28 protein-coding genes are annotated in these 25,665 nt (G+C 39.3%); 19 read left to right on the top strand and 9 right to left on the bottom strand.

The genetic code is table 11. The features are described from left to right. Positions 1-175 precede the first annotated feature (175 nt). On the bottom strand, positions 176-607 hold the full coding sequence (locus tag WDB87_RS08310) for an exonuclease III (RefSeq protein WP_286247246.1): 432 nt from the start codon (positions 605-607) through the stop codon (positions 176-178). 241 nt (positions 608-848) lie between these two features. On the opposite strand from WDB87_RS08310, the gene xthA reads away from it, so the two are divergent. Genes xthA through WDB87_RS08295 form a run of 3 tightly spaced genes read left to right on the top strand, consistent with a single transcriptional unit; the run spans position 849 to position 3,105 of the window. After that, positions 849-1,655 carry an exodeoxyribonuclease III gene (gene xthA, locus WDB87_RS08305; RefSeq protein ID WP_286247244.1) on the top strand — a complete coding sequence of 269 codons (807 nt, stop codon included), beginning with the start codon at positions 849-851 and terminating at the stop codon, positions 1,653-1,655. A 5-nt stretch (positions 1,656-1,660) separates the two neighbouring features. Continuing rightward, entirely contained in the window at positions 1,661-2,308 is a 648-nt protein-coding gene (locus tag WDB87_RS08300) for an energy-coupling factor ABC transporter permease (protein ID WP_286247241.1), read from the top strand. Then, positions 2,305-3,105: a putative RNA methyltransferase gene (locus WDB87_RS08295; protein ID WP_337849591.1), complete on the top strand. Its 801-nt coding sequence runs from the start codon at positions 2,305-2,307 to the stop codon at positions 3,103-3,105. Before WDB87_RS08300 ends, WDB87_RS08295 begins: the two co-directional genes overlap by 4 nt. Positions 3,106-3,443: 338 nt before the next feature. Here the strand turns inward: WDB87_RS08295 and yfbV are convergent, their stop codons facing one another. Then, a complete protein-coding gene (gene yfbV / locus WDB87_RS08290; RefSeq protein ID WP_286247700.1) occupies positions 3,444-3,890 on the bottom strand; it encodes a terminus macrodomain insulation protein YfbV in 447 nt (148 codons plus the stop codon). 300 nt (positions 3,891-4,190) lie between these two features. On the opposite strand from yfbV, the gene WDB87_RS08285 reads away from it, so the two are divergent. The 7 genes from WDB87_RS08285 (at position 4,191) to WDB87_RS08255 (ending at position 10,844) form a co-directional block, all read left to right on the top strand. Further along, positions 4,191-5,405, top strand: a complete 1,215-nt coding sequence (locus WDB87_RS08285; protein WP_286247698.1) for an acetate kinase — start codon at positions 4,191-4,193, stop codon at positions 5,403-5,405. Positions 5,406-5,407: 2 nt separating this feature from the next. Next, positions 5,408-7,567 (top strand): phosphate acetyltransferase, encoded by a 2,160-nt coding sequence (gene pta / locus WDB87_RS08280; protein WP_286247237.1) that lies wholly within the window; start codon positions 5,408-5,410, stop codon positions 7,565-7,567. Positions 7,568-7,792: 225 nt separating this feature from the next. After that, positions 7,793-8,182 carry an ACT domain-containing protein gene (locus WDB87_RS08275; protein ID WP_286247236.1) on the top strand — a complete coding sequence of 130 codons (390 nt, stop codon included), beginning with the start codon at positions 7,793-7,795 and terminating at the stop codon, positions 8,180-8,182. After that, positions 8,182-8,679, top strand: coding sequence for a PTS glucose transporter subunit IIA (locus WDB87_RS08270; RefSeq protein WP_286247234.1), 498 nt, complete (start codon positions 8,182-8,184; stop codon positions 8,677-8,679). Before WDB87_RS08275 ends, WDB87_RS08270 begins: the two co-directional genes overlap by 1 nt. A 4-nt stretch (positions 8,680-8,683) precedes the next feature. Further along, the gene (locus tag WDB87_RS08265; protein WP_286247232.1) at positions 8,684-9,028 is read left to right on the top strand and encodes an ArsC family reductase; all 345 of its coding nucleotides are present in this window, start codon (positions 8,684-8,686) and stop codon (positions 9,026-9,028) included. Continuing rightward, complete coding sequence (gene dapE, locus WDB87_RS08260) at positions 9,028-10,158, top strand: succinyl-diaminopimelate desuccinylase (RefSeq protein ID WP_337849590.1); 1,131 nt, start codon at positions 9,028-9,030, stop codon at positions 10,156-10,158. Before WDB87_RS08265 ends, dapE begins: the two co-directional genes overlap by 1 nt. Next, entirely contained in the window at positions 10,158-10,844 is a 687-nt protein-coding gene (locus WDB87_RS08255) for a M15 family metallopeptidase (protein ID WP_286247229.1), read from the top strand. Before dapE ends, WDB87_RS08255 begins: the two co-directional genes overlap by 1 nt. A gap of 6 nt (positions 10,845-10,850) precedes the next feature. Here the strand turns inward: WDB87_RS08255 and WDB87_RS08250 are convergent, their stop codons facing one another. Further along, on the bottom strand, positions 10,851-11,714 hold the full coding sequence (locus tag WDB87_RS08250; RefSeq protein WP_337849589.1) for a DMT family transporter: 864 nt from the start codon (positions 11,712-11,714) through the stop codon (positions 10,851-10,853). A gap of 386 nt (positions 11,715-12,100) precedes the next feature. Between WDB87_RS08250 and WDB87_RS08245 the strand changes: the two genes are divergently transcribed. Genes WDB87_RS08245 through WDB87_RS08230 form a run of 4 tightly spaced genes read left to right on the top strand, consistent with a single transcriptional unit; the run spans position 12,101 to position 15,053 of the window. Continuing rightward, positions 12,101-13,465, top strand: a complete 1,365-nt coding sequence (locus tag WDB87_RS08245) for a COG3014 family protein (protein WP_337849588.1) — start codon at positions 12,101-12,103, stop codon at positions 13,463-13,465. Between the two features lie 8 nt (positions 13,466-13,473). Continuing rightward, positions 13,474-13,899 carry a YcfL family protein gene (locus WDB87_RS08240; protein WP_337849587.1) on the top strand — a complete coding sequence of 142 codons (426 nt, stop codon included), beginning with the start codon at positions 13,474-13,476 and terminating at the stop codon, positions 13,897-13,899. Between the two features lie 11 nt (positions 13,900-13,910). Continuing rightward, positions 13,911-14,528, top strand: coding sequence for a penicillin-binding protein activator LpoB (lpoB, locus tag WDB87_RS08235; RefSeq protein ID WP_286247222.1), 618 nt, complete (start codon positions 13,911-13,913; stop codon positions 14,526-14,528). A 57-nt stretch (positions 14,529-14,585) separates the two neighbouring features. Next, positions 14,586-15,053, top strand: coding sequence for a glycine zipper 2TM domain-containing protein (locus WDB87_RS08230; RefSeq protein WP_004587767.1), 468 nt, complete (start codon positions 14,586-14,588; stop codon positions 15,051-15,053). 86 nt (positions 15,054-15,139) lie between these two features. On the opposite strand, the gene WDB87_RS08225 is transcribed toward WDB87_RS08230, so the two are convergent. Beyond that, positions 15,140-16,357: a pyridoxal phosphate-dependent aminotransferase gene (locus WDB87_RS08225; RefSeq protein WP_286247218.1), complete on the bottom strand. Its 1,218-nt coding sequence runs from the start codon at positions 16,355-16,357 to the stop codon at positions 15,140-15,142. 335 nt (positions 16,358-16,692) lie between these two features. Further along, entirely contained in the window at positions 16,693-17,037 is a 345-nt protein-coding gene (locus WDB87_RS08220) for an Hpt domain-containing protein (RefSeq protein WP_286247216.1), read from the bottom strand. A 137-nt stretch (positions 17,038-17,174) separates the two neighbouring features. On the opposite strand from WDB87_RS08220, the gene WDB87_RS08215 reads away from it, so the two are divergent. The 3 genes from WDB87_RS08215 to WDB87_RS08205 all read left to right on the top strand — a co-directional run bounded on the left by WDB87_RS08215 (position 17,175) and on the right by WDB87_RS08205 (position 19,372). Continuing rightward, positions 17,175-17,771 carry a tRNA-uridine aminocarboxypropyltransferase gene (locus tag WDB87_RS08215; protein ID WP_337849586.1) on the top strand — a complete coding sequence of 199 codons (597 nt, stop codon included), beginning with the start codon at positions 17,175-17,177 and terminating at the stop codon, positions 17,769-17,771. Between the two features lie 16 nt (positions 17,772-17,787). Further along, positions 17,788-18,570, top strand: a complete 783-nt coding sequence (locus WDB87_RS08210) for a CLCA_X family protein (protein WP_286247213.1) — start codon at positions 17,788-17,790, stop codon at positions 18,568-18,570. A gap of 244 nt (positions 18,571-18,814) precedes the next feature. Next, entirely contained in the window at positions 18,815-19,372 is a 558-nt protein-coding gene (locus tag WDB87_RS08205) for a type IV pili methyl-accepting chemotaxis transducer N-terminal domain-containing protein (protein WP_337849585.1), read from the top strand. Positions 19,373-19,453: 81 nt separating this feature from the next. Here WDB87_RS08205 and dcd read toward each other — a convergent pair whose 3' ends face one another. Both dcd and apbC read right to left on the bottom strand, forming a co-directional pair. Then, entirely contained in the window at positions 19,454-20,041 is a 588-nt protein-coding gene (gene dcd / locus WDB87_RS08200) for a dCTP deaminase (protein WP_286247209.1), read from the bottom strand. A 5-nt stretch (positions 20,042-20,046) separates the two neighbouring features. Then, complete coding sequence (apbC, locus tag WDB87_RS08195; protein WP_337849584.1) at positions 20,047-21,123, bottom strand: iron-sulfur cluster carrier protein ApbC; 1,077 nt, start codon at positions 21,121-21,123, stop codon at positions 20,047-20,049. 187 nt (positions 21,124-21,310) lie between these two features. Between apbC and metG the strand changes: the two genes are divergently transcribed. Then, positions 21,311-23,332, top strand: coding sequence for a methionine--tRNA ligase (metG, locus tag WDB87_RS08190; RefSeq protein WP_286247205.1), 2,022 nt, complete (start codon positions 21,311-21,313; stop codon positions 23,330-23,332). A gap of 262 nt (positions 23,333-23,594) precedes the next feature. Next, positions 23,595-24,251, top strand: a complete 657-nt coding sequence (locus WDB87_RS08185; RefSeq protein WP_337849583.1) for a bifunctional 4-hydroxy-2-oxoglutarate aldolase/2-dehydro-3-deoxy-phosphogluconate aldolase — start codon at positions 23,595-23,597, stop codon at positions 24,249-24,251. 56 nt (positions 24,252-24,307) lie between these two features. On the opposite strand, the gene WDB87_RS08180 is transcribed toward WDB87_RS08185, so the two are convergent. Next, entirely contained in the window at positions 24,308-24,952 is a 645-nt protein-coding gene (locus WDB87_RS08180) for an MOSC domain-containing protein (protein WP_286247199.1), read from the bottom strand. 75 nt (positions 24,953-25,027) lie between these two features. Next, on the bottom strand, positions 25,028-25,474 hold the full coding sequence (locus WDB87_RS08175) for a hypothetical protein (protein WP_286247198.1): 447 nt from the start codon (positions 25,472-25,474) through the stop codon (positions 25,028-25,030). Between the last annotated feature and the right edge of the window lie 191 nt (positions 25,475-25,665).

Here is a 25,665-nt window from a genome sequence, read left to right as displayed (position 1 = left end):
TCCAGTGCCAAAGTACGCAAGCCACCAATAATCAATAAGTTATGTAGGTTTAGTTTATTTTATATACACTAATCAATTACTTAGCTTTGCAATGATTGCTGCCTACCTTGTAATTTTTGCAAAAAAATACCCAGTACAAACTGGGTATTATTTTAATCTATATGTTACTGCGCAATTAGATTGCCGCGTTTTGATAACGCTTTACAAATTCAGTGACATTTTGGCCGTTACACTTTAATGAGTTTAAGTTACCAATTTTTTGGCGAACAGGCGCAAGACCTTTCTTTAACGCAGTGATACATAACTGTGTTTCTTGTTGTGCATCTTTTGCAAACACTTCAACTTTTGATTCAGCAGCTTGGTTAGACGTTACTTTTTTAGCAATGTCGCGAATATCCTGACCATTACATAAAACACTTTTAGAAAAACGCGATAAGTATACACCGTGCTGTGCTGCTTCTTTGCGTGCTGCGCTAAAGCCTTCATTTGCACTTAATACACATAATTTAGATTCAAGTTTGTTATCTTGACTGAAGTAAGTGTTGCTTTTTGCTGATACAGACGCAGAGGCTAATAAAGCAGTAGCTAAAAGTAATTGTGTTTTCATGAGAGAGATCCTATTTGAACGACTAAACAAGTAATTTTTGCGCATTATATATTCAATAATTACGAGATCAATTGAATTTTTTATTTATTTAAATAATTAATAAAGCATTTACAATGTTTAAACCTTACGCACCAATTGATCAACATTTGCGCAGCTATTTTCTCATTTCGAGCGTGTTATGTAGGCTTATTTACTGATACAATTTAGTTATAAAAACAGAGTCTAATTAAAGGTATATTTTATGAAGGTTATTTCTTTCAATATCAATGGTCTGCGAGCACGCTTACACCAGTTACAAGCAATTATAGATAAACACCAGCCAGACATTATTGGTTTGCAAGAAATTAAAGTTCATGATGAGGCGTTCCCTCTCGAGGACGTACAAAAAATGGGTTACCACGTTTATTTTCATGGTCAAAAGGCACACTACGGTGTGGCAATGTTATGCAAAAATGAGCCTAAATCGGTCTTAAAAGGTTTTGCCAGCGACACTGAAGAAGCACAAAAACGCATGATAAGTGTGACAGTTGAGCAAGAAAATGGCCGCGACCTAACGGTAATGAATGGTTATTTTCCGCAAGGCGATAATATAAATCACGAAACAAAATTCCCTTATAAGCGCCAGTTTTACAAAGATTTAATGACCCATTTAGAAACAAACCATACGCCAGATGGAGACGTCATTGTTATGGGCGATATCAATATTTCACCTACCGACTTAGATATTGGTATTGGTGATGTAAACGCTAAACGCTGGCTTAAAACAGGTAAGTGCTCGTTTCAACCAGAAGAGCGTGAATGGCTTGCTAAATTATTGAATTGGGGCTTTAAAGATACTTTCAGGGAGCAAAACCCTGAAACAAGCGACAAATACTCATGGTTTGATTATCGCTCTAAAGGGTTTGTGGATAATCGTGGTTTACGCATTGATGTTGTACTTGCTACTCATGCCCTAGCTGAGCGCTGTATTGATACCGGTATAGATTACGAATTACGCGGCATAGAAAAGCCCTCTGACCATGCACCAATTTGGTCAACTTTTAAATAATTGCCATGTTAACGCTTGAAATACAAGGGCCACTTTGGGCCCTTGTTATCATTATTACTTTTATTAGCGTAGAAAAAACTACCTATAAAGCACTTTATAATACGCCTGCACGACAAATAGGGGTACTTGCGTGTGCGTTAGTATTTGCAATGTTATGGCAAATTAAAGCGGGTATTTTAAGCGGTCTTGATTTACACATTTTAGGTGTCACTGCCGCAACGCTTATTTTAGGGTGGCGCCTTACTATTTTAAGTAGCCTGCTAGCCATTGCCCTATTAGCGGCTTTTGCAAACATTGATATCAATCTTCTGCCCATGCAAATACTGTTTGGTGCATTTATTCCTACATTATTAAGCTACCTTGGCTTTATAATGAGTTATCAGTATTTACCGCGCCATTTTTTTGTTTATATTTTTGTCTGCTCTTTTATATTGGCAGGCTTTATTGCATGTTTAAAAATAAGCTTAGGGGCTTTGTTTTATTTGCTCATAGGGCAATATAATTGGCAAGAATTGGCGGATAATTACGTATACCTAAGTGCTATCATTTGGTTTCCTGAGGCAATGCTCAACGGTATGGCCATTACGCTTTTGATCACTTATCGGCCACACTGGGTCAAAACTTTTTATGATAAGGACTACCTAGACTCATGAGTCTGCAATACCAATGCCCTTTATGTAACCACGCACTTTCAAAACACAATTCATCACTTCGATGTGACAATAATCACACCTTCGATTTTGCTAAAGAAGGCTATGTAAATTTATTACCGGTGCAACACAAAAACTCAAAGCAACCGGGGGATTCGCTCGAAATGGTACAAGCAAGGCGTGCTTTTTTAGAACAAGGCTTTTATGCATTTTTACAGCGCGCATTAAGTAATATAATTAGTGAGCGCAAACCCAAAGTGCTAATAGATTTAGGCTGCGGTGAAGGGTTTTACACTCATGCCATTGCCGACAAAATAGAGGCTCAGGTATACGGCGTCGATATTTCTAAATCAGCCGTAAAATATGCAGCAAAGCGTTATCCACAATGTCAATTTAGCGTTGCATCAATTAGCCAAGCGCCTTTTAAATCAGGCACGGCAGATGTGTTACTTAGTGTTTTTGCGCCTTTATTTGAACAAGAGCTGGCGCGTTTAGCAGCGCCTAATGGCACATTAGTAGTTGCAAGCCCAGGGCCATGGCATTTAAAAGAGCTTAAAGAATATATATATGCAGATGTAGCAAAACACACTGAAATTGATACGCCAAGCGGCTTTATAAAAGCAGCTCAAAAGCTTATTACAGAGCAGGTTACGCTTAATTTTTCAGATATTAAAAATTTAATAATGATGACACCGTTTGCATGGAAATTTAGACCTGAACATTGGCAAGCTCTTGAAGAAAAAGGCGCCCAAAGCGTTACCCTATCGTTTTACATTACCGAGTTTAGTAAAGCCGATTGATGTTTTAATAACGAGTGTAATACCAATTTGCAATAATATTTAATCATTTTTAGGGGCTAAACGTGTCGCTATATGCGTTAAAAAAATCTCATTTACGACTGTATGAATGCAGAAGGTAGAGCAATGCAGGAGCAATTGCCAAGAACAACTAAATAGCGAATTTTTGCCTTGCTATCAACACGCTTTTCCATCCTCAAAATAGATCATTTAATTATGCGCATTGGTATAAGAGGAAATTACTGACTGGCTATATTGAGTTAGCTCATATCCAGAGGGAACGTTATAAATAAATTGAGCAAAGCGTGCGCTCTGCTCATACAATTTTCAATAGATGCGCTCTAAAATTGCTCTTTCGTAAACGCTTTATCCATTTTATCAAACATGTCATTTAATAAGTGTGCAAGCTCCATATAACGGGGCTTGTTTTCACTTAATTGGGCTTGATAGCCATTTGCCACCATTTTGGTATATAACTCGTTATACCATTTTTGCATGCTCGGCTCTAATTGTGTTTCGGCACGCTTACCTAACCAAAACAGCCCTTGCAACGGTAATGACAAAAAAAACAATGCGCTGGCAATCGCTTGCGGTAAAAAATCGGGACCTAAATAGTTAAGCTGAAAAAATAACGTAAGCATGGCTAATATTGGCATAACAGTAATGGCCAGCTCGGTTGCCTTAATGACTTTAAATTCATTAAACAACGGTGCTAACTCTTTACGCATAGGCCATTTTTTTGCATATACTCTACCCGTTTGTAATTGTGACATCACACTTTTTTGCATCATGACTCCTCACATCTAAACTTTTAAACCCGTAGCGCCTGCTTGCCACTGCCTGTAAGTGTAACACAAATAATTAGCTTCGCACTTTAGCAATAAAAGTTATTGTTTTTGTATATATAAGCAACTAAACACTAAACTAAATATATTAACTGGGTTAAAATAGTTACTTTAAAAATTAGACTTTAGTCGCTTTTTTATCATCTATATGGTGGCTAAGTTTACCTTTAATTTGCACCTTAAGTGTATTGCTCATGTCTTAACGTACACTTACTAAATTTATTGTTTATGGAAACTGTATCTATGCCAACTACGCCCTCTAAATCACAACACGTTTTAGTATTAAACTGTGGTAGTTCGAGTTTAAAATTTGCCATTATTGATGCTGATAACGGGCATGAAATTATTTCGGGCTTAGCTGAACGCCTAGGTTCAGAAAATCCATCTATTAAATATAAATACCAAGGTGATAAAACCGTTATTACCTTAGCTGCTAATCAAGCGCATGGTGAAGCAATTAATACGCTTGTGAATCTAATTAAAGATCACCACTTAGATGAGCATTTAATTGCCGTAGGCCATCGTGTTGTACACGGTGGTGAGCACTTTACTCAATCTGCATTAGTGGATGAAAAAGTCATTGCGGGTATTTCAGATGCTTCAAGCCTTGCCCCTTTACATGGTCATGCAAACTTACTCGGTATTTCATCAGCGCAGGCTTCGTTTGCTGGTTTGCCACAGGTTGCTGTGTTTGACACGGCATTTCATCAAACCATGGATAAAGTAGCCTACTTATATGCACTCCCTTACAAGCTATACACAGAGCATGGTGTTCGCCGTTACGGTATGCATGGCACAAGCCACTATTATGTAGCTGGGCAAACCGCTAAATTAATTAATAAGCCTGTTGAGCAAAGTAATTTTATTAGTGCGCATTTAGGTAATGGTTGCTCTGTGTGTGCAATTAAAGGCGGTAAAAGTGTAGATACTAGCATGGGTTTAACTCCTCTTGCGGGGTTAGTAATGGGCACCCGCAGTGGTGATATCGACCCTGGTTTGTTTAACTTTTTAACGACACAACTTAGTTACGATGCAAAACAAATCGACAACTTACTTAATAAAGAAAGCGGATTATTAGGTATTAGTGAACTGTCTAACGACTGTAGAACCATTGAAGAAGCCGCTTTAGCAGGCCATGAACAAGCCGCCCTTGCGCTTGATATTTTTTGCTACCGCCTTGCGAAACAGATTGCCGCCTACATGGTGCCATTACAGCAATTAGATGCACTTATTTTTACCGGCGGTATAGGGGAAAACTCAGACATTATCCGTGAAAAAGTAATTACACAACTGGCGTTTTTAGGCTTAGATTGCGATAAACAAGCTAATCTAGATGCGCGATTTGGTAATGAAGGCGTTATTAGCTCGGCTAGTGCTGCAACTAAAGCGGTTGTCATGCCAACTAATGAAGAATGGGTAATCGCCCTTGATGCTGCTAACATTGTGAAGGAGCTTTAATTATGGCACGTCGTATTATGTTAATCCCGGTTTCTACTGGTGTTGGTTTAACATCTGTTTCTGTCGGGTTAGTACGTGCGCTTGAGCAAAAAACCGTGAAAGTAAACTTTTTCAAGCCAATTGCCCAGCCACGTACGGGTGAAACAGGGCCTGAAAAGTCGACTCAAATTATTATGCAAGGCTCATCAATTACGCCTCCTATTCCTTTTGCATTAAACTATGCAGAACAAATGATTGGTGATGGTAAAGGCGATGATTTACTTGAAGAAATAGTCGAGCGTTTTGAAAGTAAAATTAACGATGATGAAGTTGCTATTATTGAAGGTATGGTGCCTACGCGCCGCCAACCTTATGCAGGTCGTGTAAACCGCGAAATAGCCCAAACACTCGGTGCCGATATTGTATTTGTATTAACCCCTGGTAATTACACTATTACACAAATTGAAGACCGTTTAGAAATTGCTGCTGGGTATTATGGTGGAATTGATCACCCGCGCGTTTTAGGCTGTATTTTTAACAAAGTAAATGCTCCCCTTGATGAAGAAGGCCGTGCTCGCGCAGATTTGGTGGATTCATACAAGCCTGAAGAGCTCGATAACGAATTAAATCGTTTAGCGTCTTTACCTATTTTTAGAAAAAATCCATTTATGCTATTAGGCGCCATCCCGTGGGACTTTGATTTAGTTGCGCCGCGCGTTAAAGATTTAAGCGCGTATTTAAAAGCCACCATTATAAACGAAGGCGACATGCTACACCGTCGCTTACGCCGTATTACATTTTGTGCGCGTACCGTATCAAACATTTTGAACCACTTTACTCCAGGTGCATTATTAGTCACCCCAGGCGATCGTTCAGATATTTTGGTCGCTGCGTGTTTATCTGCGATGAATGGCACTAAAATTGGCGCCATTTTACTTACCGGTGGTTTTGAGCCAGAGCCGCGTATAATGGCGCTATGTGAACAAGCAATGCAAACAGGCTTGCCTATTTTAGCCACAGAGGCCGATACATGGCGTACCTCATTACTGCTACATAATTTTAATATGGAAGTCCCAAGCGATGATGACCAACGTATTGAGAAAGTAAAAGATCATAACGCAGAGTATATCGATTCTGATTGGCTCGACACGCTTGCAAAAAATGTTGGCAAAACACGTAAGCTCTCTCCTCCTGCGTTTCGTTATTTACTTACTGATAAAGCCCGTAAGGCGGCTAAAACAGTGGTACTTCCTGAAGGAAATGAGCCGCGTACTATTAAAGCCGCGGCTATTTGTGGACAACGTGGTATTGCAAAAACAGTATTACTTGGCGACCGTGATGAGATTATGCGTATTGCCGAGCAACAAGGTATTGAACTTAACGAGCACGTAAGTATTGTTGAGCCAAAATCGATAATTAACGACTATGTTGCACCTATGGTCGAAATTCGTAAAAGTAAAGGCTTAACAGAAGTTGTTGCACAAGAGCAATTACAAGATAATGTTGTCCTTGGCACTATGATGCTTGAGCAAGGTAAAGTTGATGGCTTAGTATCTGGCGCTGTAAACACAACAGCTAATACAATTCGCCCACCGCTACAGCTGATTAAAACCGCACCAGGGTCATCACTTGTATCGTCTGTATTTTTTATGCTGCTGCCTGACCAAGTACTGGTATACGGCGACTGTGCAATTAACCCCGACCCTAATGCAGAACAGTTAGCAGATATCGCTATTCAGTCAGCCGACTCTGCTGCCGCGTTTGGCATAGAGCCACGTGTTGCCATGATCAGCTACAGTACAGGTACTTCAGGCTCTGGCGCTGATGTAGAAAAAGTGCGTGAAGCCACGCAAATTGCTCAACAAAAACGTCCAGATTTAATTATTGATGGGCCATTGCAATACGACGCTGCAATTATGGAAAATGTTGCTCTTAAAAAAGCACCAAATAGTCCAGTCGCAGGTAAGGCTACGGTATTTATTTTTCCTGATCTAAATACCGGTAACACAACCTACAAAGCCGTACAGCGTAGTGCCGATTTAATCAGCATAGGGCCTATGCTACAAGGTATGCGAAAGCCTGTTAACGATTTAAGCCGTGGCGCTTTAGTCGATGACATAGTGTATACCATCGCACTTACTGCTATTCAAGCAGCTCAAGTTGAAGCGCTCGAAAAAGCGTAAATTAAACTAGTGCTTTTTATAGCCTAACTAATATTTACTTATTAATTAGTTGGTTAGGCTATTTATACCTACCAATTCCCACACTTATCCACAGAAATTGTGGGTAAGTTTTAAATCTCTATCACAAAAGCTAACCAACTCTTATTTTAGTGTCTGTTGCACCTTTAATTTAAAGCCAATAATCTATACTATTAACTGACTATATACGCTGTTTGCAGGTTATTAATGTCAAAACAAACATTACAATTACACAGCACGCTGTTGTCAATTCATAGTTTAGAAGTGGATGCAGACATTCCTGTAGCGCTATTAAAGTTACCCCTATTTTTTATTTCTAAAACTCACGATGAGCTTTCTATTGTTTGCCCTAGTGATTTTACTATTAACTGTTTAGATACTGAGCCTGATTGGCAAGCACTTGAAGTCGTAGGTCCGTTGGGGTTTTCTTTAACGGGGATTATGGCCAATATATCTGGCGTACTTGCAAAGGCTAATATTTCTATTTTTTCTATTTCAACCTACGACACAGATTATATTTTGGTAAAAAAACACACCGCGCAACAAGCCATCACTGCACTTAAAAACGATGGCTACAATTTAGTAGTAGATCAATAATGAGAGCGGCCTCTATCGAGTTTTTAGCGCAAAATAAGCTACCCACCAGCGCATTAAAAATTACTAGCCCCTTTAGCGGCAAAGTTATTGAATTAAACCAGCACCCTGAGCCCTTTTTTAAATTTTCTACCCTCGGACCAACCGTGTTGGTTGCATTAAGTAATCATAAAATTTTAGCGCCCTTTGATGGCACTTTAGTGCAGGTTAAAAATGCAGGATGTGAATTTATTCTTCAAGCAAATAACGGGTTAAAGGTTCTTATTAACTTGTCACTACCGGCGCAGCAGCCTATTACACACACACATATTGCACAGCTCAATGGCAGCAAAATAAGCAAAGGCCAGCGCTTAGCTTATTTTGATTTACGCGAACTTAAATCGCCCTTACTGGCCAGCTTGGTGCTTTTGAATGGCCATAATTTAGGCACATTTCATTATTCACACACGCAAGTAAATGCGGGTGTAGACCCCCTTTTAACTATTATTAAGAAGAATTAAACCTATGATCACTCTTTACGGCATTAGTAATTGCGACACCATTAAAAAAGCCAAAAAATACCTCGCCGATAACAACATAGACTTTACCTTTCACGATTACCGAAAAGACGGTGTAAACGAGCAGCTTGTCAGCGAATTTGCTGAGCATATTGACTGGGAGCAATTAGTTAATAAGCGTGGCACAACCTATCGCGCACTCTCTGACGAGCAAAAGCAAAGCCTAAACAAAGACACTGCTATTACATTACTTGTAGAGCAACCAGCTATGATCAAGCGCCCTGTGCTTGTTAATGACAACAGCTACCACTTAGGCTTTAAAGCTGCGCAATACGATGAGATATTTAAGTAATGACAAATGACGTAATTGCACTTGCACAAGCGCTTATTCAGCGCGAGTCGGTTACCCCTGAAGATGCGGGTTGCCAACAAATGATGAACGAACGTTTAGAAGCTCTAGGCTTTAATATTGAGTCGTTATTTTTTACCGATACGCTCAACACATGGGCCCGAAAAGGTAACGAGTCGCCGCACTTTTGTTTTGCAGGCCATACCGATGTGGTCCCCACAGGCCCTGCACAAAACTGGCAACATCCGCCATTTTCAGGCTTAATTGAAGATGGTTTACTACATGGCCGAGGCGCAGCTGATATGAAGGGCTCTCTTGCGGCAATGCTTGTTGCTACTGAGCGCTTTGTTGCTAAAAACCCTAACCATAAAGGCTCTATTTCATTTTTAATCACCTCTGATGAAGAAGGCCCATTTATCAACGGTACAACCAAAGTAATAGACACACTTGAAGCACGCGGTGAAAAAATTGACATGTGCTTAGTAGGTGAGCCTTCATCGCGAGATATACTTGGCGATGTAGTAAAAAATGGGCGCCGTGGATCACTTACAGGCTTTTTAAAAGTCAAAGGTGTTCAAGGCCATGTAGCCTACCCGCATTTAGCACAAAACCCAATTCATTTGGCTGCACCCGCCATCACTGAACTTAGCCAAACAGTGTGGGATAAAGGCAATGAATTTTTTCCTGCAACCAGCTTTCAGGTATCAAATATAAACGGTGGTACAGGTGCCGGTAATGTCATACCAGGCGAGCTTGAGGTGCAATTTAATTTTAGATTTAGTACCGAAGTAACTCATCAACAGCTGCAAGAACGTGTTAATGCTATTTTAAAAACGCATGACTTAAACTACGAATTAAGCTGGATAGTAAATGGCTTGCCGTTTATAACCGAGCACGGCCCGTTAGTTGATGCCACCGTAAATGCGATTAAATCTGTCACGGGGTTAACCACTAACCTCGAAACGACCGGAGGTACGTCAGATGGGCGCTTTATAGCGCAAACAGGCGCAAAAGTTATTGAACTAGGCCCGCGCAACGCCACTATACATAAAGTTGATGAATGTGTAAGCACCGATGATTTAATTGCTTTGGCTGATATTTACGAGCAAATTTTAGAGCAATTGTTAACCTAATGGCACTCGTTACTAATACACTAGCAATGTGTATCACTGGGCAAAGTGATACACATCTCACCACGATTCAATCGCATCGGTTACATACTGATATTATTGATGACTTTTTAGCATTGCAAAATGGCGCTAAAAAAGCTGGGTTTGAGCTAACTATTGCCTCTAGTTTTCGCGATTTTGATCGCCAAGCTATGATTTGGAATAATAAGTTTTTAGGCCTACGCCCTGTTTTTAATAAACAGCAGCAGGAAATTGATTTAAGCCAGCTAAATGAGCTGGAAAAATGCACGGCTATTATGCTCTATTCTGCCTTGCCAGGTGCTAGTCGGCATCATTTAGGCACTGACCTTGATGTGTATGATAGCGCCGCAATTAGCGATGATTATAAACTGCAACTGACCCCTGATGAATATCAACAAGGAGGGCCATTTGCGCCACTTAGCCAGTGGCTTGATAATAACTTAGCAAAATATGGTTTTTATCGCCCCTACAAACAGGATTTAGGCGGTGTAGCACCTGAGCTTTGGCACATTAGCCATATTAAGCAATCTCAAAAGTTAGTAAATACATTGAGCGAAGCGATGCTTTACGAATGTATAAGCAACAGCGATTTAGAGGGTAAGTCAGCTATTTTAAATAATTTGCCCACGCTCTATAAACGCTTCATAACAAATGTAAGCCCGCCATAATAGGGCTTATTTTTTATTTAAAATAAAGACCAAAACAGCACCTAAAATCAGTGAGCTTGCTATTAAAAACTCAAAAGTAAGCTGCTCAGATAAAAATATAACCCCAGCAAATGCTGCAAGTACAGGCACACATAACTGTACAACCGCCGCTTGTGTACTTTTCAGTAGTGGCATGGCCACATACCAAATGCTGTAGCCAATGCCTGATGCAATAGCGCCCGAAGCACACGCCAGTAGCACTCCTTCTATACTCACTGTTTTTAAATATCCTATTGCTACAAGTAATAAAACAGGAATAGCCACTAAACTTCTTATAAAATTAAAGGCGGTGGTACGCAGAGGCGATACACACGCTTTACCACGTATACTATAAACACCCCATGCAACGCCACTTAACGCCATAAGTGATGCCCCTAACAAAGAAGGCACTGCCGCAGAGGGCAACATTAAATAAACAAATCCAGCTAACGCGACAAAAAAAGCTCCCCACTGCAACTTACTCAGCTGCTCTTTTTTATATATGCCCCAACCAATCATGGTCAGTTGCACCGCCGAAAATAAAATGAGCGCACCGGTGCCTGTATCTAGCTCTATATAAGCAATAGAAAAACAAAGTGCATATATCAATAAACTAATGCTGCTACGCCAACTTCCCGTGTCGCTTAAAATAGCGTTATTAAGTACGCCCTTACGTTTTAGGTTATACGTATATACAGCCATAATTAAGCCTAAACAAACGGCTCCGCTCAGTAGCCTAATTATTGTAAAATTCCACGCATCAATATACCCTTGCGCGAGCGCCATACGGCAAAGTAAAGAGTTTGCTGCAAAGGCTACTAATGCAACTAGGGTGTATAAAGTGGCTTTCAAAATCGCTCCTTAGCAAAAAAACCTTATAATGAAATGCTTTAAATTGGCTTGCTTAGCCAGCAGTGTATTTAAGCAGCTGAGCCATTTAGCTGTAAAGCCGCATTATTGTATTTACTATACTTTTAATCGATGCATTATAACTTTCTATACTGCTCAATTGCTGTAATTACGCAGCTATTCTCTGCTATTCACAGGCTATTCACAGGCTATTCATGATGATTTGCCTACCTTAAATACACGTAACTAGGGCTGACCTTAGGGAGAATAATTTTCAATCCTCACTGTTTTATATGCCCTTAAGTAGGCTACGCTTTTTTACACTATTTCACACAAATCTAAAACCAGAGTATGTTAATCTTTAAAACCTAACTATATAGGAGTGCTCAGTGCGCCAAAGTATAATTTTAAGTGTTTGTTTTATATTAAGTGGATGCAGCACCATAGGCTTTAATGATTTATTTAACGACTATGCAAGCCAAATGACGCCTGTAAGAAACGCAATTCAAAATAACAATATTGAACAGGCCAAATCACTTATTGCAAATAACAGTAAATTACACAGTAGCTATTTACTTAACCAATTAGAGCAAGCCCGTTTAAAAGACCTTGCTAACGAGCAAAGTGTTTCACAACAACAATTTGAAAACGTATATACCCAGGTACAAACAAAACGAGAAGCTGCAAAAATTCAATTAAGTGCAGGGCTTGAACAAAGTAATGCCTTATTTACTAACGACTCTGCCATTACTTATGTACCACCAGCATACGAAATGAGCATGCTACATAGCTACAAAGCACTTAATTATGTATACAGCAGTGATTTAGAAAGCGCCTTAGTTGAAATACGCCGCGCTAACAAAGTGCAAGTAGATGCACTTGCTGATAATCAAGCACAAATAAACGACACAATAGAGCAAGCACAACAGCATTACCCAAGTATGAGTAATGTAACGCGCGGTATTAAAAATGGCTTTCAGAATGCCTTTACGTTTTATTTATCTGCGCTGTTGTACCAAAGTGATAAACAATATGATGATGCTTACATTGATTATAAAAAAGCACTAGAGATTCAGCCTGACAATCACTACTTACAGCAAGATGTTATGCGTTTAGCTAAAAAGCAAGGCTTTAACCAAGATTTAGAAGAGTTTGAGCGCCGCTTTAGTCCATTACAACCTTTATCCGCCAAACACGGTGAAGTAGTTATATTGGTTGAACAAGGCTTAGTGCCCAAGCAAGATGAGTTTAAATTACGTTTGCCTATTTATACCTCAGGTGGCGATGCGCGTTTTTACAGTTTAGCGATGCCGGTTTATAAAGATAATGCGTTTATATCTCATCTTACTGGTGTACAGGTAGGTTCGCAAAATTTACAGCTAAACCCATTGGTACACATAGAGGCACTCGCCGCTAAAACATTAGAGCAACAAATACCGGCTCGCGTATCTAGACAAGTATTACGCTTAGTAGCCAAAGAAAAAGTTCGCGAAGAGCTTGCTCGCAGTACAGGCGATGTAGGTAATATTATTGCTAATATTTATAACTTGGCGTCTGAGCAAGCAGATACACGTAGCTGGCTTACTTTACCTAATCAAATAAGCGTGGCACGAAGCAGTTTAAATGCAGGATCGCATACTCTTTTAATAGGTAACCATACGCCTATTAATTTTACCGTTAGTAAGCAAGGGTTAACCTTAATTTACCTAACCTCTATTAATAACTATTTTAACTACCATGTGGTTCAACTTTAGGAGTCATCATGAAATATACTTTGCCATTAATGGCCGCATTAATGCTTGGTGCATGTGCAAGCCAACCGGACACATCAGGCATTTCGGTTGAGCAAAGCAAAAATACATTTAACGAGCAGTTACATGTTGATAATCCTGCTCTAGGTAAAAAGCTTGCCATTACCGATGTTAAAACACGCCAAACAAACCAGTTAACCGACGTGGTAGTAACACTAAGCAGCCAATATAAAAAGTCGCAATATTTGCAGTATCAGTTTAACTGGTACGACAAAGACGGGTTTGTAATTGAAGGAAACCATTCACCTTGGCAAGCCTTAACACTGTTTGGTTTTTCTAAAACACAATTACCCGGCTTAGCGCCAACACCAGATGCGGTTACCTTTTCTCTCGCTGTAAGAGAAGTGTCTACCGACGCACAAGAATTTAAAGAATAAGGGTTATAAAGATGATCACTACGCAATTTAAAACATTATCAAGTTATGCAGTTATTGGCCTTAGCGCGCTCATTTTAAGCGGTTGTGCTAATAAAGCCGTAGTTAGTTATGGAGACGCGCAAGCAGTAGAAACAACCGATATAAACTTCGGCTCTACCGATTTGCAAAAAGTAGCCAGCCAAATGACCGACTCATTACTTAGCTCGCCAGTTGTAGGCACAATGACGCAAAACAAACGCCCTGTGGTATTTGTTGAGCGCATTAAAAATAAAACCAGCGAGCACATAGACACTGAATCTATTACCGACTCAATCTCTACTCAACTTCTGCGCAGCGGTAAGTTTCGTTTTGTTGATATGACCCGTGTTGAATCAGTGCGTGAGCAGCTTAACTTTCAAAACGAAGATGCCCTTGTAAACCCTGCAACTGCCGTTGCCTTTGGTAAACAAATTGGTGCGCAATACATGTTATATGGCAACCTTTCGAGCATTGTTAAGTCAAATGCTGATAAATCTGATGTGTATTACAAATTTACAATGCGCTTAATGGATATGGAAAGTGGCCTAGTAGAGTGGGCAGATGAAACTGAAATTCGTAAAACGAAAGAAAAATCGACATTTGGTTGGTAATTAATTATCACGCGAAGGCAAAAAATTGCCTTTGCGTAGCACCAACAGGAGACATCTATGAAAGCCTTAACCATAGCAATGTGCGCTTTGCTTACGCTCAGTGCACCCAGTTTTGCAAACTATGAGCGAAACAAAGCCGTGCCTGTGCAACAGGTTTTATTTGGTGATGTAAAATCGGTACGCAAAATTACCGAACAAGAGCTTGTTCAAGACAAAAACAATGGCTGGAAAACCTTTGGCGGCGCTCTGCTTGGCGGTGTTGTAGGTAATCAATTTGGTGGTGGGAGCGGTCGTACCGTTGCTACTATTTTGGGCTCAGTCATTGGCGGAAGCGTTGCTCATAATAATCAGCAAAAAAGCTATTATAAGCAAACCCACCTAGTCGAGTTATTGATCCAGGTAGAAAATGGCGATCAATACATGGTGGTACAAGATCAAGACCAGTCAATGCGCTTTAGTAAAGGTGATAACGTACGGTTAGTGTATTTAAGTGATAATACCGTAAGAGTTGACCGCGCGTATTAACGAGCTATATAAGCACTAACGCTTTAATAAAAAACGAGCTAATTGAGCTCGTTTTTTATATTTCATAACACGTCAATTGGTATTGACTAAACTTGGCGATAGTCTTTAAAAAAGCGCTGCATTTTAAGCATCGCACTCGATAAATCGTCTTTGTTAGGTAAAAACACTAACCTAAAGTGATCAGGCTCTGGCCAGTTAAAGGCACGCCCATGCACTAATAATATTTTTTCTGCTTTTAGCAAATCAAACATCATTTTTTCATCATCAGTGACATTAAAATGAGCCGTGTCTACTTTAGCAAACGCGTAAAGCGCCCCTTTTGGTTTTTTACAGCTTATCCCTTCAATGGCATTAAGCCCACGCCAAGCAATATCGCGCTGAACATATAATCGCCCGCCTGGATCTATTAAGCTATCTATTGATTGCACGCCACCTAATGCTTGTTGAATTGCATATTGCGCGGGTACATTCGCACACAAGCGCATGGATGATAAAATATCTAGCCCTTTACGTAAATCTTCCATTGCCGAGGTGCGCCCGCTTAGCACCATCCAGCCCATTCGCATACCCGCCGCACGGTAGGTTTTAGCTAAGCCATTAAAGGTAATAATGGGCACATCGTCGCATAGTGCACCAATCGAGGTATGGGTTATGCCATCGTATAAAATCTTTTCGTAGATTTCATCGCTAAGTAATAACAACTTGTGCTCGCGCGCCAGATTAATTAACTCTAACAGTAAATCGTCACTATAAACCGCGCCGGTTGGGTTATTAGGGTTAATTAGTACGAGTGCTTTTGTTTTTGAAGTAATTTTACTTTTTATATCAGCAATATCCGGAAACCAATCTTGCTCTTCATCACATAAATAATGAACAGGGTTACCCCCTGCTAATTTAACTGATGCAGTCCACAGTGGGTAATCTGGGGCAGGTATTAGTACTTCATCATCGTTATTTAATAACGCTTGAGTGATCATTTGAATAAGCTCACTCACCCCATTACCAATATAAATATTATCTACATCTAGATTATGTAAACCGCGCTGCTGATAATGCTGATAAACCGCTACACGGGCTGAATATAACCCTTTAGAGTCGCAATAACCTTGGGCCGAATACAAATTTCGAATAATATCACGGTGCATATCTTCTGGCATATCAAAGCCAAATGCAGCCGGATTACCAATATTTAATTTAAGAACCTTTTGACCTTCGTCTTCCATTTTTTTAGCTTGCGCTAAAACCGGCCCACGAATGTCATAACATACACCTTCTAATTTGTGACTCTTTTTTATATCTGACATTGCTACCTCTTTGGGCGTAGTGGCTTTATTAAATCAAAATTTGTTAAATCTAGGGAGGGGTTTTCGCAGCGCGTGAGATATAACCTGATTTGGTTTGGTAATTCGAGGGAGAAAGTGGCTTAAACAGCCCTTAAATATAGTTTTATGTGTTGTTATTGTTTTATACATTAACAACACATGTGCTTTAGGTAATTTAAAAATTAAACACTTTGAAAAAATTATTCCCGAAAGGCCAAACACGCCCTAGTTAAGGCATAGATTAACCTATTAAAGGCGCAAAATACTAGCCTAATTAATTGCTTAATACTGAAATAAATTCACGTTAACAAATCAAATTAATTAGATTCTACCCACGCTCTTAATTCGGCCTGTGAACCACTTACTTGCGCTAATAAATCATTAGATGCCGTTACGGCTTGCGCTAAGTTATCTTGATTTAGGTTAAGTTCAACATCACGGGCTACATCAGATAAGCTCGTAGCACCAAACTGAGCCGCGTTCGATTTTAAACTATGAGCATGACGAATCGCCGCTTCTTTATCGTTACCAATGGTTGCAATAACTTCATTACCAAGGCGCTCAAATTCACTGCAGCAAAATTCAAGTGTATCTTTAAACTGCTCACCAAGTAACGACTGCATGCTTTCTAAAGCAGCCTTATCTATTTGTACTTCTGTCATATTTTAAGCCCTTCTAAACATTCCGTGTCATTTTATAATTAATAGTATTACTGTATATCTATGCGTAAAAAAATCCAACTTAATTAGTTTATAAATGTATAATTATCAAAATATACTCACAATAAAAAGTTTAATTAATGACTCGCCAAGTTTGTGAACGCTGTTTGTTTACGCCCTCTACCTGTATATGCGGGGCCATTAAACATTTAACAAATAAAGTTAGTGTGGTTATTTTACAACACCCCAGTGAAGAAAAAATAGCGAAAAACACGGCAAAATTGCTTAACTTGAGCCTAACTGACTGCAAAATAATCAAAGGGGAAAATAACACCGACTTTGCCCTGCTCAACTCTTTACCTGTAGAGTCCACTGTACTGCTCTACCCTAATGAGCACGCCACCAACTTAGATGATGCAAACTCAAAGCCGGCATTAAGTAACATTACGCACTTAATCGTTATTGATGGCACTTGGAAAAAAGCTTATAAAATTTTACAGCTCACCCCACTACTCACTAAATTTAACACAGTGAGCTTTAAGCACTTACCGCAAAGCCGTTACGCTATTCGAAAAGCCCCCAGAGCCGATAGCCTCTCTACACTTGAAGCTGTTGCACATAGTTTGTGGTTAATAGAGCAACTAAACCCTGCGCCACTTTACAATTTATTAGATGAATTAATACAAAAACAAACCCAACACATGCCAAAGCACGTAAAAGCACGTTACTTAAATTAGCCATAATTAAACTTAAATGCGTAATTACCCAAACAGATTAAAACGCGGATTCAATCGAAAAGGACCTGACTACCGCTTTGACGACCAAGTTGACTTTAGCGATATTAGAGATACCTTTGGCTTTAGATCTATGGTTGTAGGTAAATGGGTAACCAAAGAAGAGCATTTCATTAGTGCAAACTTAATTTACGATGCTCTCGCCGACCTTGCTCAAATATTACATTTACCGCCCAAAGCCATTGGCCTGCGCGGCAAACTAAATTTTGCCTTTGGGCATGGCGGTCAAAAAGGCGTACAAGCGCATTATAACGCAGCCTCACAAACGCTTGCCCTTGCTAAAAATGCCGGCGGTGGCGCACTAGCCCACGAATGGTTTCACGCATTTGATCATCACATAAGCGAGCATTTATTTAACGCAAAACCTCGCTTTGGGTTTGCTTCAAAACTGTGGCTTTCAAACATACCTAACTTAGTTCACCCGCTTAATAATGCGCTTAATAATTTTTACAAAGAGGTGTTTTTAGATGAAGGCGGGCATGACGCAAATGAATTTGTACAAGCGTGTATAAAGCACGACCAAGCACATAATATGAATTACATGAGCATGCCTGAGGAACTAGCAGCCCGCTGCTTTGAAGCCTGTATAGAAGCTAACAGCACGATTCAAAATAGCTTTTTAGTTAGTGGCTTAAAAAACAGTAATTTAATTTACCCAGATAAAGAGCATATTGATAAAGCAAATAAAGCGCTTAATAAGTATTTTGAACTACTGGGCTATGCGCTTCATAACTCAAAATAACTCATAAACTACCTTGTAATACCAATTCGCAATAGTACTCAATCATTTTGCGCATTGATATAAATCTTTATTTACGTGAAAAATCTTATATTTAATCTATCCTATCCTAAAGCATTAATAATTTTAAATAAGTAGCATTTAAATGGTAAATACTGATTCTACATATAAAAAGCGCAGCGCTTTCTCTTTTATTTATATTGCGCCCTTAACTGTTATAGCTATTTTATCGATCTGTATTCACTTTATGCTTGATGAAGTAATTGAAGCACAATCTGATACAGGAAAAATAGTCAATGTAAGTGGTCAACAAAGAATGCTTTCACAGCGAGTCAGCATGTTTACTTTAGAGTACTTAATGTATGGCTCGCAGGATTCTAAATTACTGGCCATTAATGCTTTAAACTCTTTAAAAAACAATCATAAATACTTATTAAGTGAGCACTATGGAGCACAGGTATTAGGCGATGAAAGCCCGTTATCAGACGAGTTGTTAGCAATGTATTTTAAAGAGCCAATTAATGTTGATAAAAAATTAAGGATGTTTTCAGATAGAGTTGAAGAGGTACTGAAGATAAAAACACAAACACTTAATTTAGATACAGTCCAAGAAAGCTTTTTTTCTTTAGCAAAAGAGCCACTTTTAAAAGCATTTAATACGGTGGTTATGCAGTACGAAAAAGAAAGTGTTGATCGAGTTAAAAGGCTACATACTATTCAAGGTATTGTAATTATTGTAATTTTACTATCTATTGTAGTAGAGCTTTTACTTGTTTATAAAGCCAGAAATAAAAAAAGTTTTTAATATCAGTTCGCCCAGTTAAATAATTAAGCGTTTAAGCTAGCCAACACAGCGGGCATTTAAACGCTTAATAGTTATATATTGTTATAAGTTATCGTCACTAATACGGCTTGCTACCGCACTGCTTTGATCTTTATATTTTGCATCTTTACGAATGTTGTATGGGTTTTCGCACGGGCCAGAAAGCATTTCAAAGCTCATTGCACCAATTTTCATTAATGGGCGTAGCGCCAGTGGTAACTTACCTGAGTTATAAAATTCTAAAACAATATTACCGCTCCAACCTGGGTCAATTCTGTGTGCTGTTACATGCACCATTAAACCTAAGCGGGCAAGTGATGAACGCCCATCTAACCAGCCTACTATATCAGCAGGTAATGTCACTTTTTCATGGGTAATTGCCAGTGCAAGTTCACCTGGGTGCAAAAAGAAAGCTTCCCCGTCGGCAAGCTCAATCTCTTCACTCATTATTGATTCCATGGCTTTATTTAACTGATCTTTAGGGCCACTTAAATCTACATACGCTGCATTATGCGCGTTAAAGGTTCTAAATTTGTTGCCTAAGCGCAAATCGGCAGTCACGCCTGAAATCATTTCGCTCGTTGGCGCAGGCTCAATCACAATGCGGCCATCATTTAAGTATTCTTTAATATGTGTGTCTGAAAGTCTCATTTTAATTAATCTTCTGTAATCACAATTTCAACACTGTTTTGGTGCTGCTGATAAAAAAGCGTGCTGGCAATCAGTCTTGCCGCTGCACTGTATGTATTGCTAATAGCCGCGGTGTTATCGCTGGCAATAAGTTTACCCTGCTCTGAATATTCACGAATATCTATAGCAAGTGGAATATGGCTTAGCACCGGTACGCCGTGTTTATGGGCAAGTTTTTCAGCGCCGTCTTTACCAAATACATGGTTTGCTTCACCGCAGTGAGTACAAATGTAATGGCTCATATTTTCAATTAAACCAAGCACAGGTACGTTTACTTTATTAAACATAGCAATACCCTTTTGTGCATCGGCTAAAGCTAAGTCTTGTGGCGTAGTCACAATAACCGTACCGCTGGCAGGCACTTTTTGGCTCATTGTAAGTTGTATATCGCCCGTACCCGGTGGCATATCAACAATTAAATAATCAAGTTCGCCCCAATCAGTTTCGTTTAATAACTGATTGAGCGCACCCGATGCCATTGGGCCCCGCCATACTGTTGCATCATCACTTGGTACTAAAAAACCGATTGATTGCGCTTGGATCCCATTAGCGTTAAACGGCTGTAGTAGTTTGTTATCTTTGGTTTGTGGCTCTGCACCTACAAGCCCTAAAAGCATTGGGATAGACGGCCCATAAATATCAGCATCTAAAATGCCTACTTTTGCGCCTTCATTTTTAAGCGCGCCTGCTAAATTAACCGCGGTGGTTGATTTACCCACACCGCCTTTACCCGAGGCAATAAGCACAATATGTTTAATGGCTTTAAATTTTGCAGGCTCTTTTATAGCCACCACAGAGTCTATGGTAACCGGTGTATTTATACTTTCACTAACGTGCTGCTCAACTAACGGCATTTCTGATTGAGCCGCAAATGGTAGCGTTATTTTAATGTGTATTGATTTATCGTCATTTTGTGAAATGGTCTCAATAAAACTTTCATCAATACCTACGGCAAATGCCGCACTTCGATACGCCGCTAAGGCAGTAATAATCGGTTGTTTTTGCACCGATTTAGAGGAGAATAGTTTTGACAGTCCAAACATAGCAATTAAATAGCGTTTCTTTGATGAAAAGTGCCCCAGAATTATGTAACATTCAGGGCATTAACACCAGTCAATTAACAAAAATCCATAAGCTGCGCGTACCGTTAGTCCAAAGCTTATGGATAAATTAATGATAACCGCCGTTTTTGTAGTAAAAATGGTGATTTATCCTCAATTCGGAATGATTATGACGCAGCGAAAGATCCTCATTACCAGCGCATTACCTTATGCAAATGGCCCTACTCACTTAGGCCATTTATTGGAATATATTCAAACTGATATTTGGTCACGTTTTCAAAAACTACAAGGCCACGAAGCGTATTATGTTTGCGCCGACGATGCTCACGGCACGCCAATTATGCTTAATGCGCAAAAGCAAGGGATCACGCCTGAAGAAATGGTTAAAAATGTAAGCATTGAACGCCAACGCGACTTTGCCGACTTTAACATTAAGTTTGATAAATATCACAGCACCCATAGCGCAGAAAATAAAGAGTTGAGTGAGCTTATTTATAATCGCCTTAATGATGCAGGCCATATTAAAAAGCACACCATTTCACAGTTATTCGACCCTGAAAAAGGCATATTTTTACCCGACCGCTTTGTAACAGGCACTTGCCCTACGTGTAAGTCTGAAAACCAAAATGGCGATAGCTGTGATTCGTGTGGCGCAACTTACAGCCCAACCGAACTTATTAATCCGCGCTCTGTAATGTCAGGTGCTGAGCCTGTACTTAAAGATTCTGAGCATTACTTTTTTGACCTTCCAGCATTTGAAGGCATGCTAAAAGAGTGGTTACACTCAGGCTCTATTCAACAAGAAATGGCTAACAAGTTAGATGAGTGGTTTACCGATGGCTTGCAGCAGTGGGATATTAGCCGTGATGCCCCATACTTTGGCTTTGAAATTCCAAATGCACCAGGTAAATACTTCTACGTATGGCTTGATGCGCCGATTGGCTACATGGCAAGCTTTAAAAACCTATGTGACGAAAAAGGCCTAGACTTTGATGCATTTTGGGCTGAAGGCTCTGATGCTGAGCTATACCACTTTATTGGTAAAGACATTATTTACTTCCACAGCTTATTTTGGCCAGCCATGCTAGAGGGCGCTAATTTTAGAAAGCCAACTAACGTGTTTGCACATGGCTTTGTAACTGTAAATGGCGAGAAAATGTCTAAATCTAAGGGTACGTTTATAAAAGCACGTACTTACCTTGATAACTTAGACCCAGAATATTTACGTTATTACTACGCAGCTAAATTAAACAGCGGCATTATTGACCTTGATTTAAACCTAGAAGACTTTGCACAGCGTGTAAATTCAGACCTAGTAGGTAAAGTAGTAAACATAGCGAGCCGCTGTGCAGGCTTTATTACTAAAAAGTTTGATGGCAAGCTAAGTAGCACCATTATGCAGCCTGAGCTTTTAGCTGAATTTCAAGCTGCTGCTCCAAGCATTACTGCTCATTATGAAAACCGTGAATACAGCCGCGCGATTCGTGAAATTATGGCGCTTGCCGACAAAGCAAACCAATTTATTGATGCCGCAGCACCTTGGGTACTTATTAAAGACGAGACAAAACAGCAAGAAGCGCACGACGTATGCTCGCTTGGTCTTAACTTGTTCCGCGTTTTAATTACCTATTTAAAACCTGTATTGCCTGGTATGGCTGCAAACGTAGAAGCCTTTTTAAATGACGACTTAGCGTGGGATGGTGTTCAAAATGCACTAATAAACCACCCTATTAATAAGTTTAAGCCGTTAATGCAACGTGTAGAAATGGATAAAGTGAACAAAATGGTTGAAGAATCAAAAGAAAGTCTAGAATCAAAAGTAACAATTGACCCAAATAGCCCTCTTGCAAAAGAGCCAATTAGCGACGAAATTGAGTTTGATGACTTTGCAAAAGTAGACTTACGCGTAGCTAAAATTGCTAAAGCAGAACACGTTGAAGGTGCCGATAAACTACTTAAACTTACACTTGATTTAGGTGGCGAAACACGCCAAGTGTTTGCGGGGATTAAATCGGCCTACGCACCAGAAGACATTGAGGGCAAACTTACTGTAATGGTTGCAAACCTTAAACCACGTAAAATGCGCTTTGGTATGTCAGAGGGTATGGTATTAGCTGCAGGCCCTGGCGGTAAAGAAATTTACATTCTTAACCCAGACGATGGCTCAGAGCCAGGTATGCGTGTAATGTAATTTATTACTTATAAAAAACCGCTGATATTTCAGCGGTTTTTTTTATGAGAAAAGAAACGTTTATACCAATTCGCTTAATTAAGTTATCTATTTTGATGATGGAAAAACGTGTTAATAGTTGGGTAAAAAATTCGCTATTTAGTTTTTCAAAATGAGGACTTTGTTACGCAGGTAGCAACACGTTTTACCCCTAAATGATTAAGTATTATTATGGATTGCTGTTATACGTGCGGCTCTGGATTAAATAAAGTGCAGTAACATTATGAATAAAATTTTAAATGCCAACAGAATAAAAATAAGCAACCAAATAAAGCAACATAAGTTAGTTGCTATACTTCGCTTAAAGCAACAAAGCGATGTAGCCCCTTTAATTAATTGCTTAGTTAATGCAGGCATTAGCACGCTAGAAATCACATCAAATACACCTAGCTTTGAGCAAGAAATAGCAAAAGCACGCGCAGCTTATAAAAATACACTCATTGGCGCTGGCACAATAATTAACACTGCCCTTGCGCAACAAGCGATTGATGCAGGTGCACAATTTATAGTTACACCAAATACTAATCAAGCCGTTGTAGAGCTTGCCCATCGCCATGGTTTACCTGTATTAATGGGTGCACTCACTCCTACCGATGTTGCCAATGCCATAGAGTATAACGCCGATATTATTAAGGTTTTTCCTGCTGGCAGTATGGGAGTTAATTACTTTAAAGCGCTAACGGGGCCTTTTTCTGATGTGCCATTAATGCCCGTAGGCGGCATTAATTTAGAGAACCTAACACATTGGTTTGCAGCGGGGGCATGCGCTGTGGCGGTAAGTAGCGATTTTAGTAAGCCGGTAAGTAACAAACAGCAATACGACACAATAAACCAATTGGTGTGCAAATACATATCAGCGCTCGCTCACTTAACAAACTAAATAATACAGCTAAAAGTGAGCTTTTATTAAGCGTAATACTGCTTTAAAACGCTCTTTTAATGCCCCAATTTCTTTTTGATTTTAGTTTGCCACTCAAGCGCAAGTTCGGGTAGTTCAAGTGCGGCTAGTAATACGCTTTCATAATCTGGGTATTTTTTATCGTAAAAAGCCTGAAACAACGCTTTAACAGTAATATTATGGGTGGCCTTTTGCTCAATAGTAACTGCATCACCCGTTTTAGCAACACCTTGCTCCAGCACTTTAAAATAAACACCGGTATGGTAATACTGAGTAAACAATTTTAGGCTTTGTTTATTGTTCAGTGCAATAGCCAATTTAAAGCACGGCACACGCGGTTGGCTTACTTCAAGCAGTGCGCTGCCAACGCGAATACGATCGCCTATATGAATATTAGCTTCATCTAGATCTGAAATAGTAAAGTTCTCACCAAAGGCACCAGCAGATAAATCATTATTGTTTAGAGTTTGTCTCCAGTAATCGTAATGATTATGAGAAAACGCATAAACCGCCTTATCTACCCCGCCATGGTTAACTAAATCAGCTTGCTCATCACCCGCTATTGTAAGCTTTTCAATAACCACAGGTTCATTGATTGGTGTTTTAAAAATACCAGTTTTAACCTCTTTGCCGTTATGAATAACCGTTTTTATTTTAGATATATTGGTAGAAATTATTTTCATATAAAACCTGTGATTAAAACTTTAAATAGACGCCAACTAAATTATATTATTATCAATAACCTATATTAACAGGCATTAACTAGAGCTAAGTGCAATATACAGTAGCCCAGAAAGAGGCAAGCTCAAAATAAAAACATAACCATAAAAAAAGGCGATACCCCCAGCAGAAGTTTTATCAACACCACTACTCACAATAGCTCCGCCTATTGGAATAAGTAATAATATATTAATAAATGTGCATAAAATAAATGCATCCCCAAATGCTGAAATAACTGACGCAGCAATGCATAAAGCTAGCACGAGCATATTGCTCAGTCCGTCTTTAATTTGTCGCTTCTTTTCGATGATTTTTATAATAAAAACACTAACAAGTAGTCCAAAAAAATAAAATGAGGGCCAAAATGTTTCATACCAGTTTTCAACTATAAAATGACCAATTAACCAATAAAAGAACCCAAATGCTAAAAGAAATGAAACAATTGAAGTTAGGATAGTGCTCGTATTTATTTTTCTTGTCATCACATATTTAAAGTTTAGTGATAACGATAAAAAAGTGACACTACCGTAATTATAAATAGTAAAACGAATGAACCCCAAAAATCGTCTGCCGATAGATATGCAAGACTCGGCGTAACCCCCAATACAAGTTGGTTAATTGACTTATTTTCTGATGAATATTTGGCTTTTGCGTACAACGCAAAGTAAATACAGAA

Origin of the sequence: Pseudoalteromonas sp. C12FD-1 (genome assembly GCF_037414265.1) — a bacterium.
GTDB lineage: Bacteria > Pseudomonadota > Gammaproteobacteria > Enterobacterales > Alteromonadaceae > Pseudoalteromonas.
The sequence above is the reverse complement of the archived record's forward strand: the minus strand, read 5'-3'. Positions and strand labels throughout refer to the sequence as shown.

Excerpts from the sequence above, each read along its gene's own strand:
- WDB87_RS08310 (WP_286247246.1), bottom strand. The coding sequence starts at position 607 with ATGAAAACACAATTACTTTTAGCTACTGCTTTATTAGCCTCTGCGTCT.
- xthA (WP_286247244.1), top strand. The coding sequence starts at position 849 with ATGAAGGTTATTTCTTTCAATATCAATGGTCTGCGAGCACGCTTACAC.
- WDB87_RS08300 (WP_286247241.1), top strand. The coding sequence starts at position 1,661 with ATGTTAACGCTTGAAATACAAGGGCCACTTTGGGCCCTTGTTATCATT.
- WDB87_RS08295 (WP_337849591.1), top strand. The coding sequence starts at position 2,305 with ATGAGTCTGCAATACCAATGCCCTTTATGTAACCACGCACTTTCAAAA.
- yfbV (WP_286247700.1), bottom strand. The coding sequence starts at position 3,890 with ATGCAAAAAAGTGTGATGTCACAATTACAAACGGGTAGAGTATATGCA.
- WDB87_RS08285 (WP_286247698.1), top strand. The coding sequence starts at position 4,191 with ATGCCAACTACGCCCTCTAAATCACAACACGTTTTAGTATTAAACTGT.
- pta (WP_286247237.1), top strand. The coding sequence starts at position 5,408 with ATGGCACGTCGTATTATGTTAATCCCGGTTTCTACTGGTGTTGGTTTA.
- WDB87_RS08275 (WP_286247236.1), top strand. The coding sequence starts at position 7,793 with ATGTCAAAACAAACATTACAATTACACAGCACGCTGTTGTCAATTCAT.
- WDB87_RS08270 (WP_286247234.1), top strand. The coding sequence starts at position 8,182 with ATGAGAGCGGCCTCTATCGAGTTTTTAGCGCAAAATAAGCTACCCACC.
- WDB87_RS08265 (WP_286247232.1), top strand. The coding sequence starts at position 8,684 with ATGATCACTCTTTACGGCATTAGTAATTGCGACACCATTAAAAAAGCC.
- dapE (WP_337849590.1), top strand. The coding sequence starts at position 9,028 with ATGACAAATGACGTAATTGCACTTGCACAAGCGCTTATTCAGCGCGAG.
- WDB87_RS08255 (WP_286247229.1), top strand. The coding sequence starts at position 10,158 with ATGGCACTCGTTACTAATACACTAGCAATGTGTATCACTGGGCAAAGT.
- WDB87_RS08240 (WP_337849587.1), top strand. The coding sequence starts at position 13,474 with ATGAAATATACTTTGCCATTAATGGCCGCATTAATGCTTGGTGCATGT.
- lpoB (WP_286247222.1), top strand. The coding sequence starts at position 13,911 with ATGATCACTACGCAATTTAAAACATTATCAAGTTATGCAGTTATTGGC.
- WDB87_RS08230 (WP_004587767.1), top strand. The coding sequence starts at position 14,586 with ATGAAAGCCTTAACCATAGCAATGTGCGCTTTGCTTACGCTCAGTGCA.
- WDB87_RS08225 (WP_286247218.1), bottom strand. The coding sequence starts at position 16,357 with ATGTCAGATATAAAAAAGAGTCACAAATTAGAAGGTGTATGTTATGAC.
- WDB87_RS08220 (WP_286247216.1), bottom strand. The coding sequence starts at position 17,037 with ATGACAGAAGTACAAATAGATAAGGCTGCTTTAGAAAGCATGCAGTCG.
- WDB87_RS08215 (WP_337849586.1), top strand. The coding sequence starts at position 17,175 with ATGACTCGCCAAGTTTGTGAACGCTGTTTGTTTACGCCCTCTACCTGT.
- WDB87_RS08210 (WP_286247213.1), top strand. The coding sequence starts at position 17,788 with ATGCGTAATTACCCAAACAGATTAAAACGCGGATTCAATCGAAAAGGA.
- WDB87_RS08205 (WP_337849585.1), top strand. The coding sequence starts at position 18,815 with ATGCTTGATGAAGTAATTGAAGCACAATCTGATACAGGAAAAATAGTC.
- dcd (WP_286247209.1), bottom strand. The coding sequence starts at position 20,041 with ATGAGACTTTCAGACACACATATTAAAGAATACTTAAATGATGGCCGC.
- apbC (WP_337849584.1), bottom strand. The coding sequence starts at position 21,123 with ATGTTTGGACTGTCAAAACTATTCTCCTCTAAATCGGTGCAAAAACAA.
- metG (WP_286247205.1), top strand. The coding sequence starts at position 21,311 with ATGACGCAGCGAAAGATCCTCATTACCAGCGCATTACCTTATGCAAAT.
- WDB87_RS08185 (WP_337849583.1), top strand. The coding sequence starts at position 23,595 with ATGAATAAAATTTTAAATGCCAACAGAATAAAAATAAGCAACCAAATA.
- WDB87_RS08180 (WP_286247199.1), bottom strand. The coding sequence starts at position 24,952 with ATGAAAATAATTTCTACCAATATATCTAAAATAAAAACGGTTATTCAT.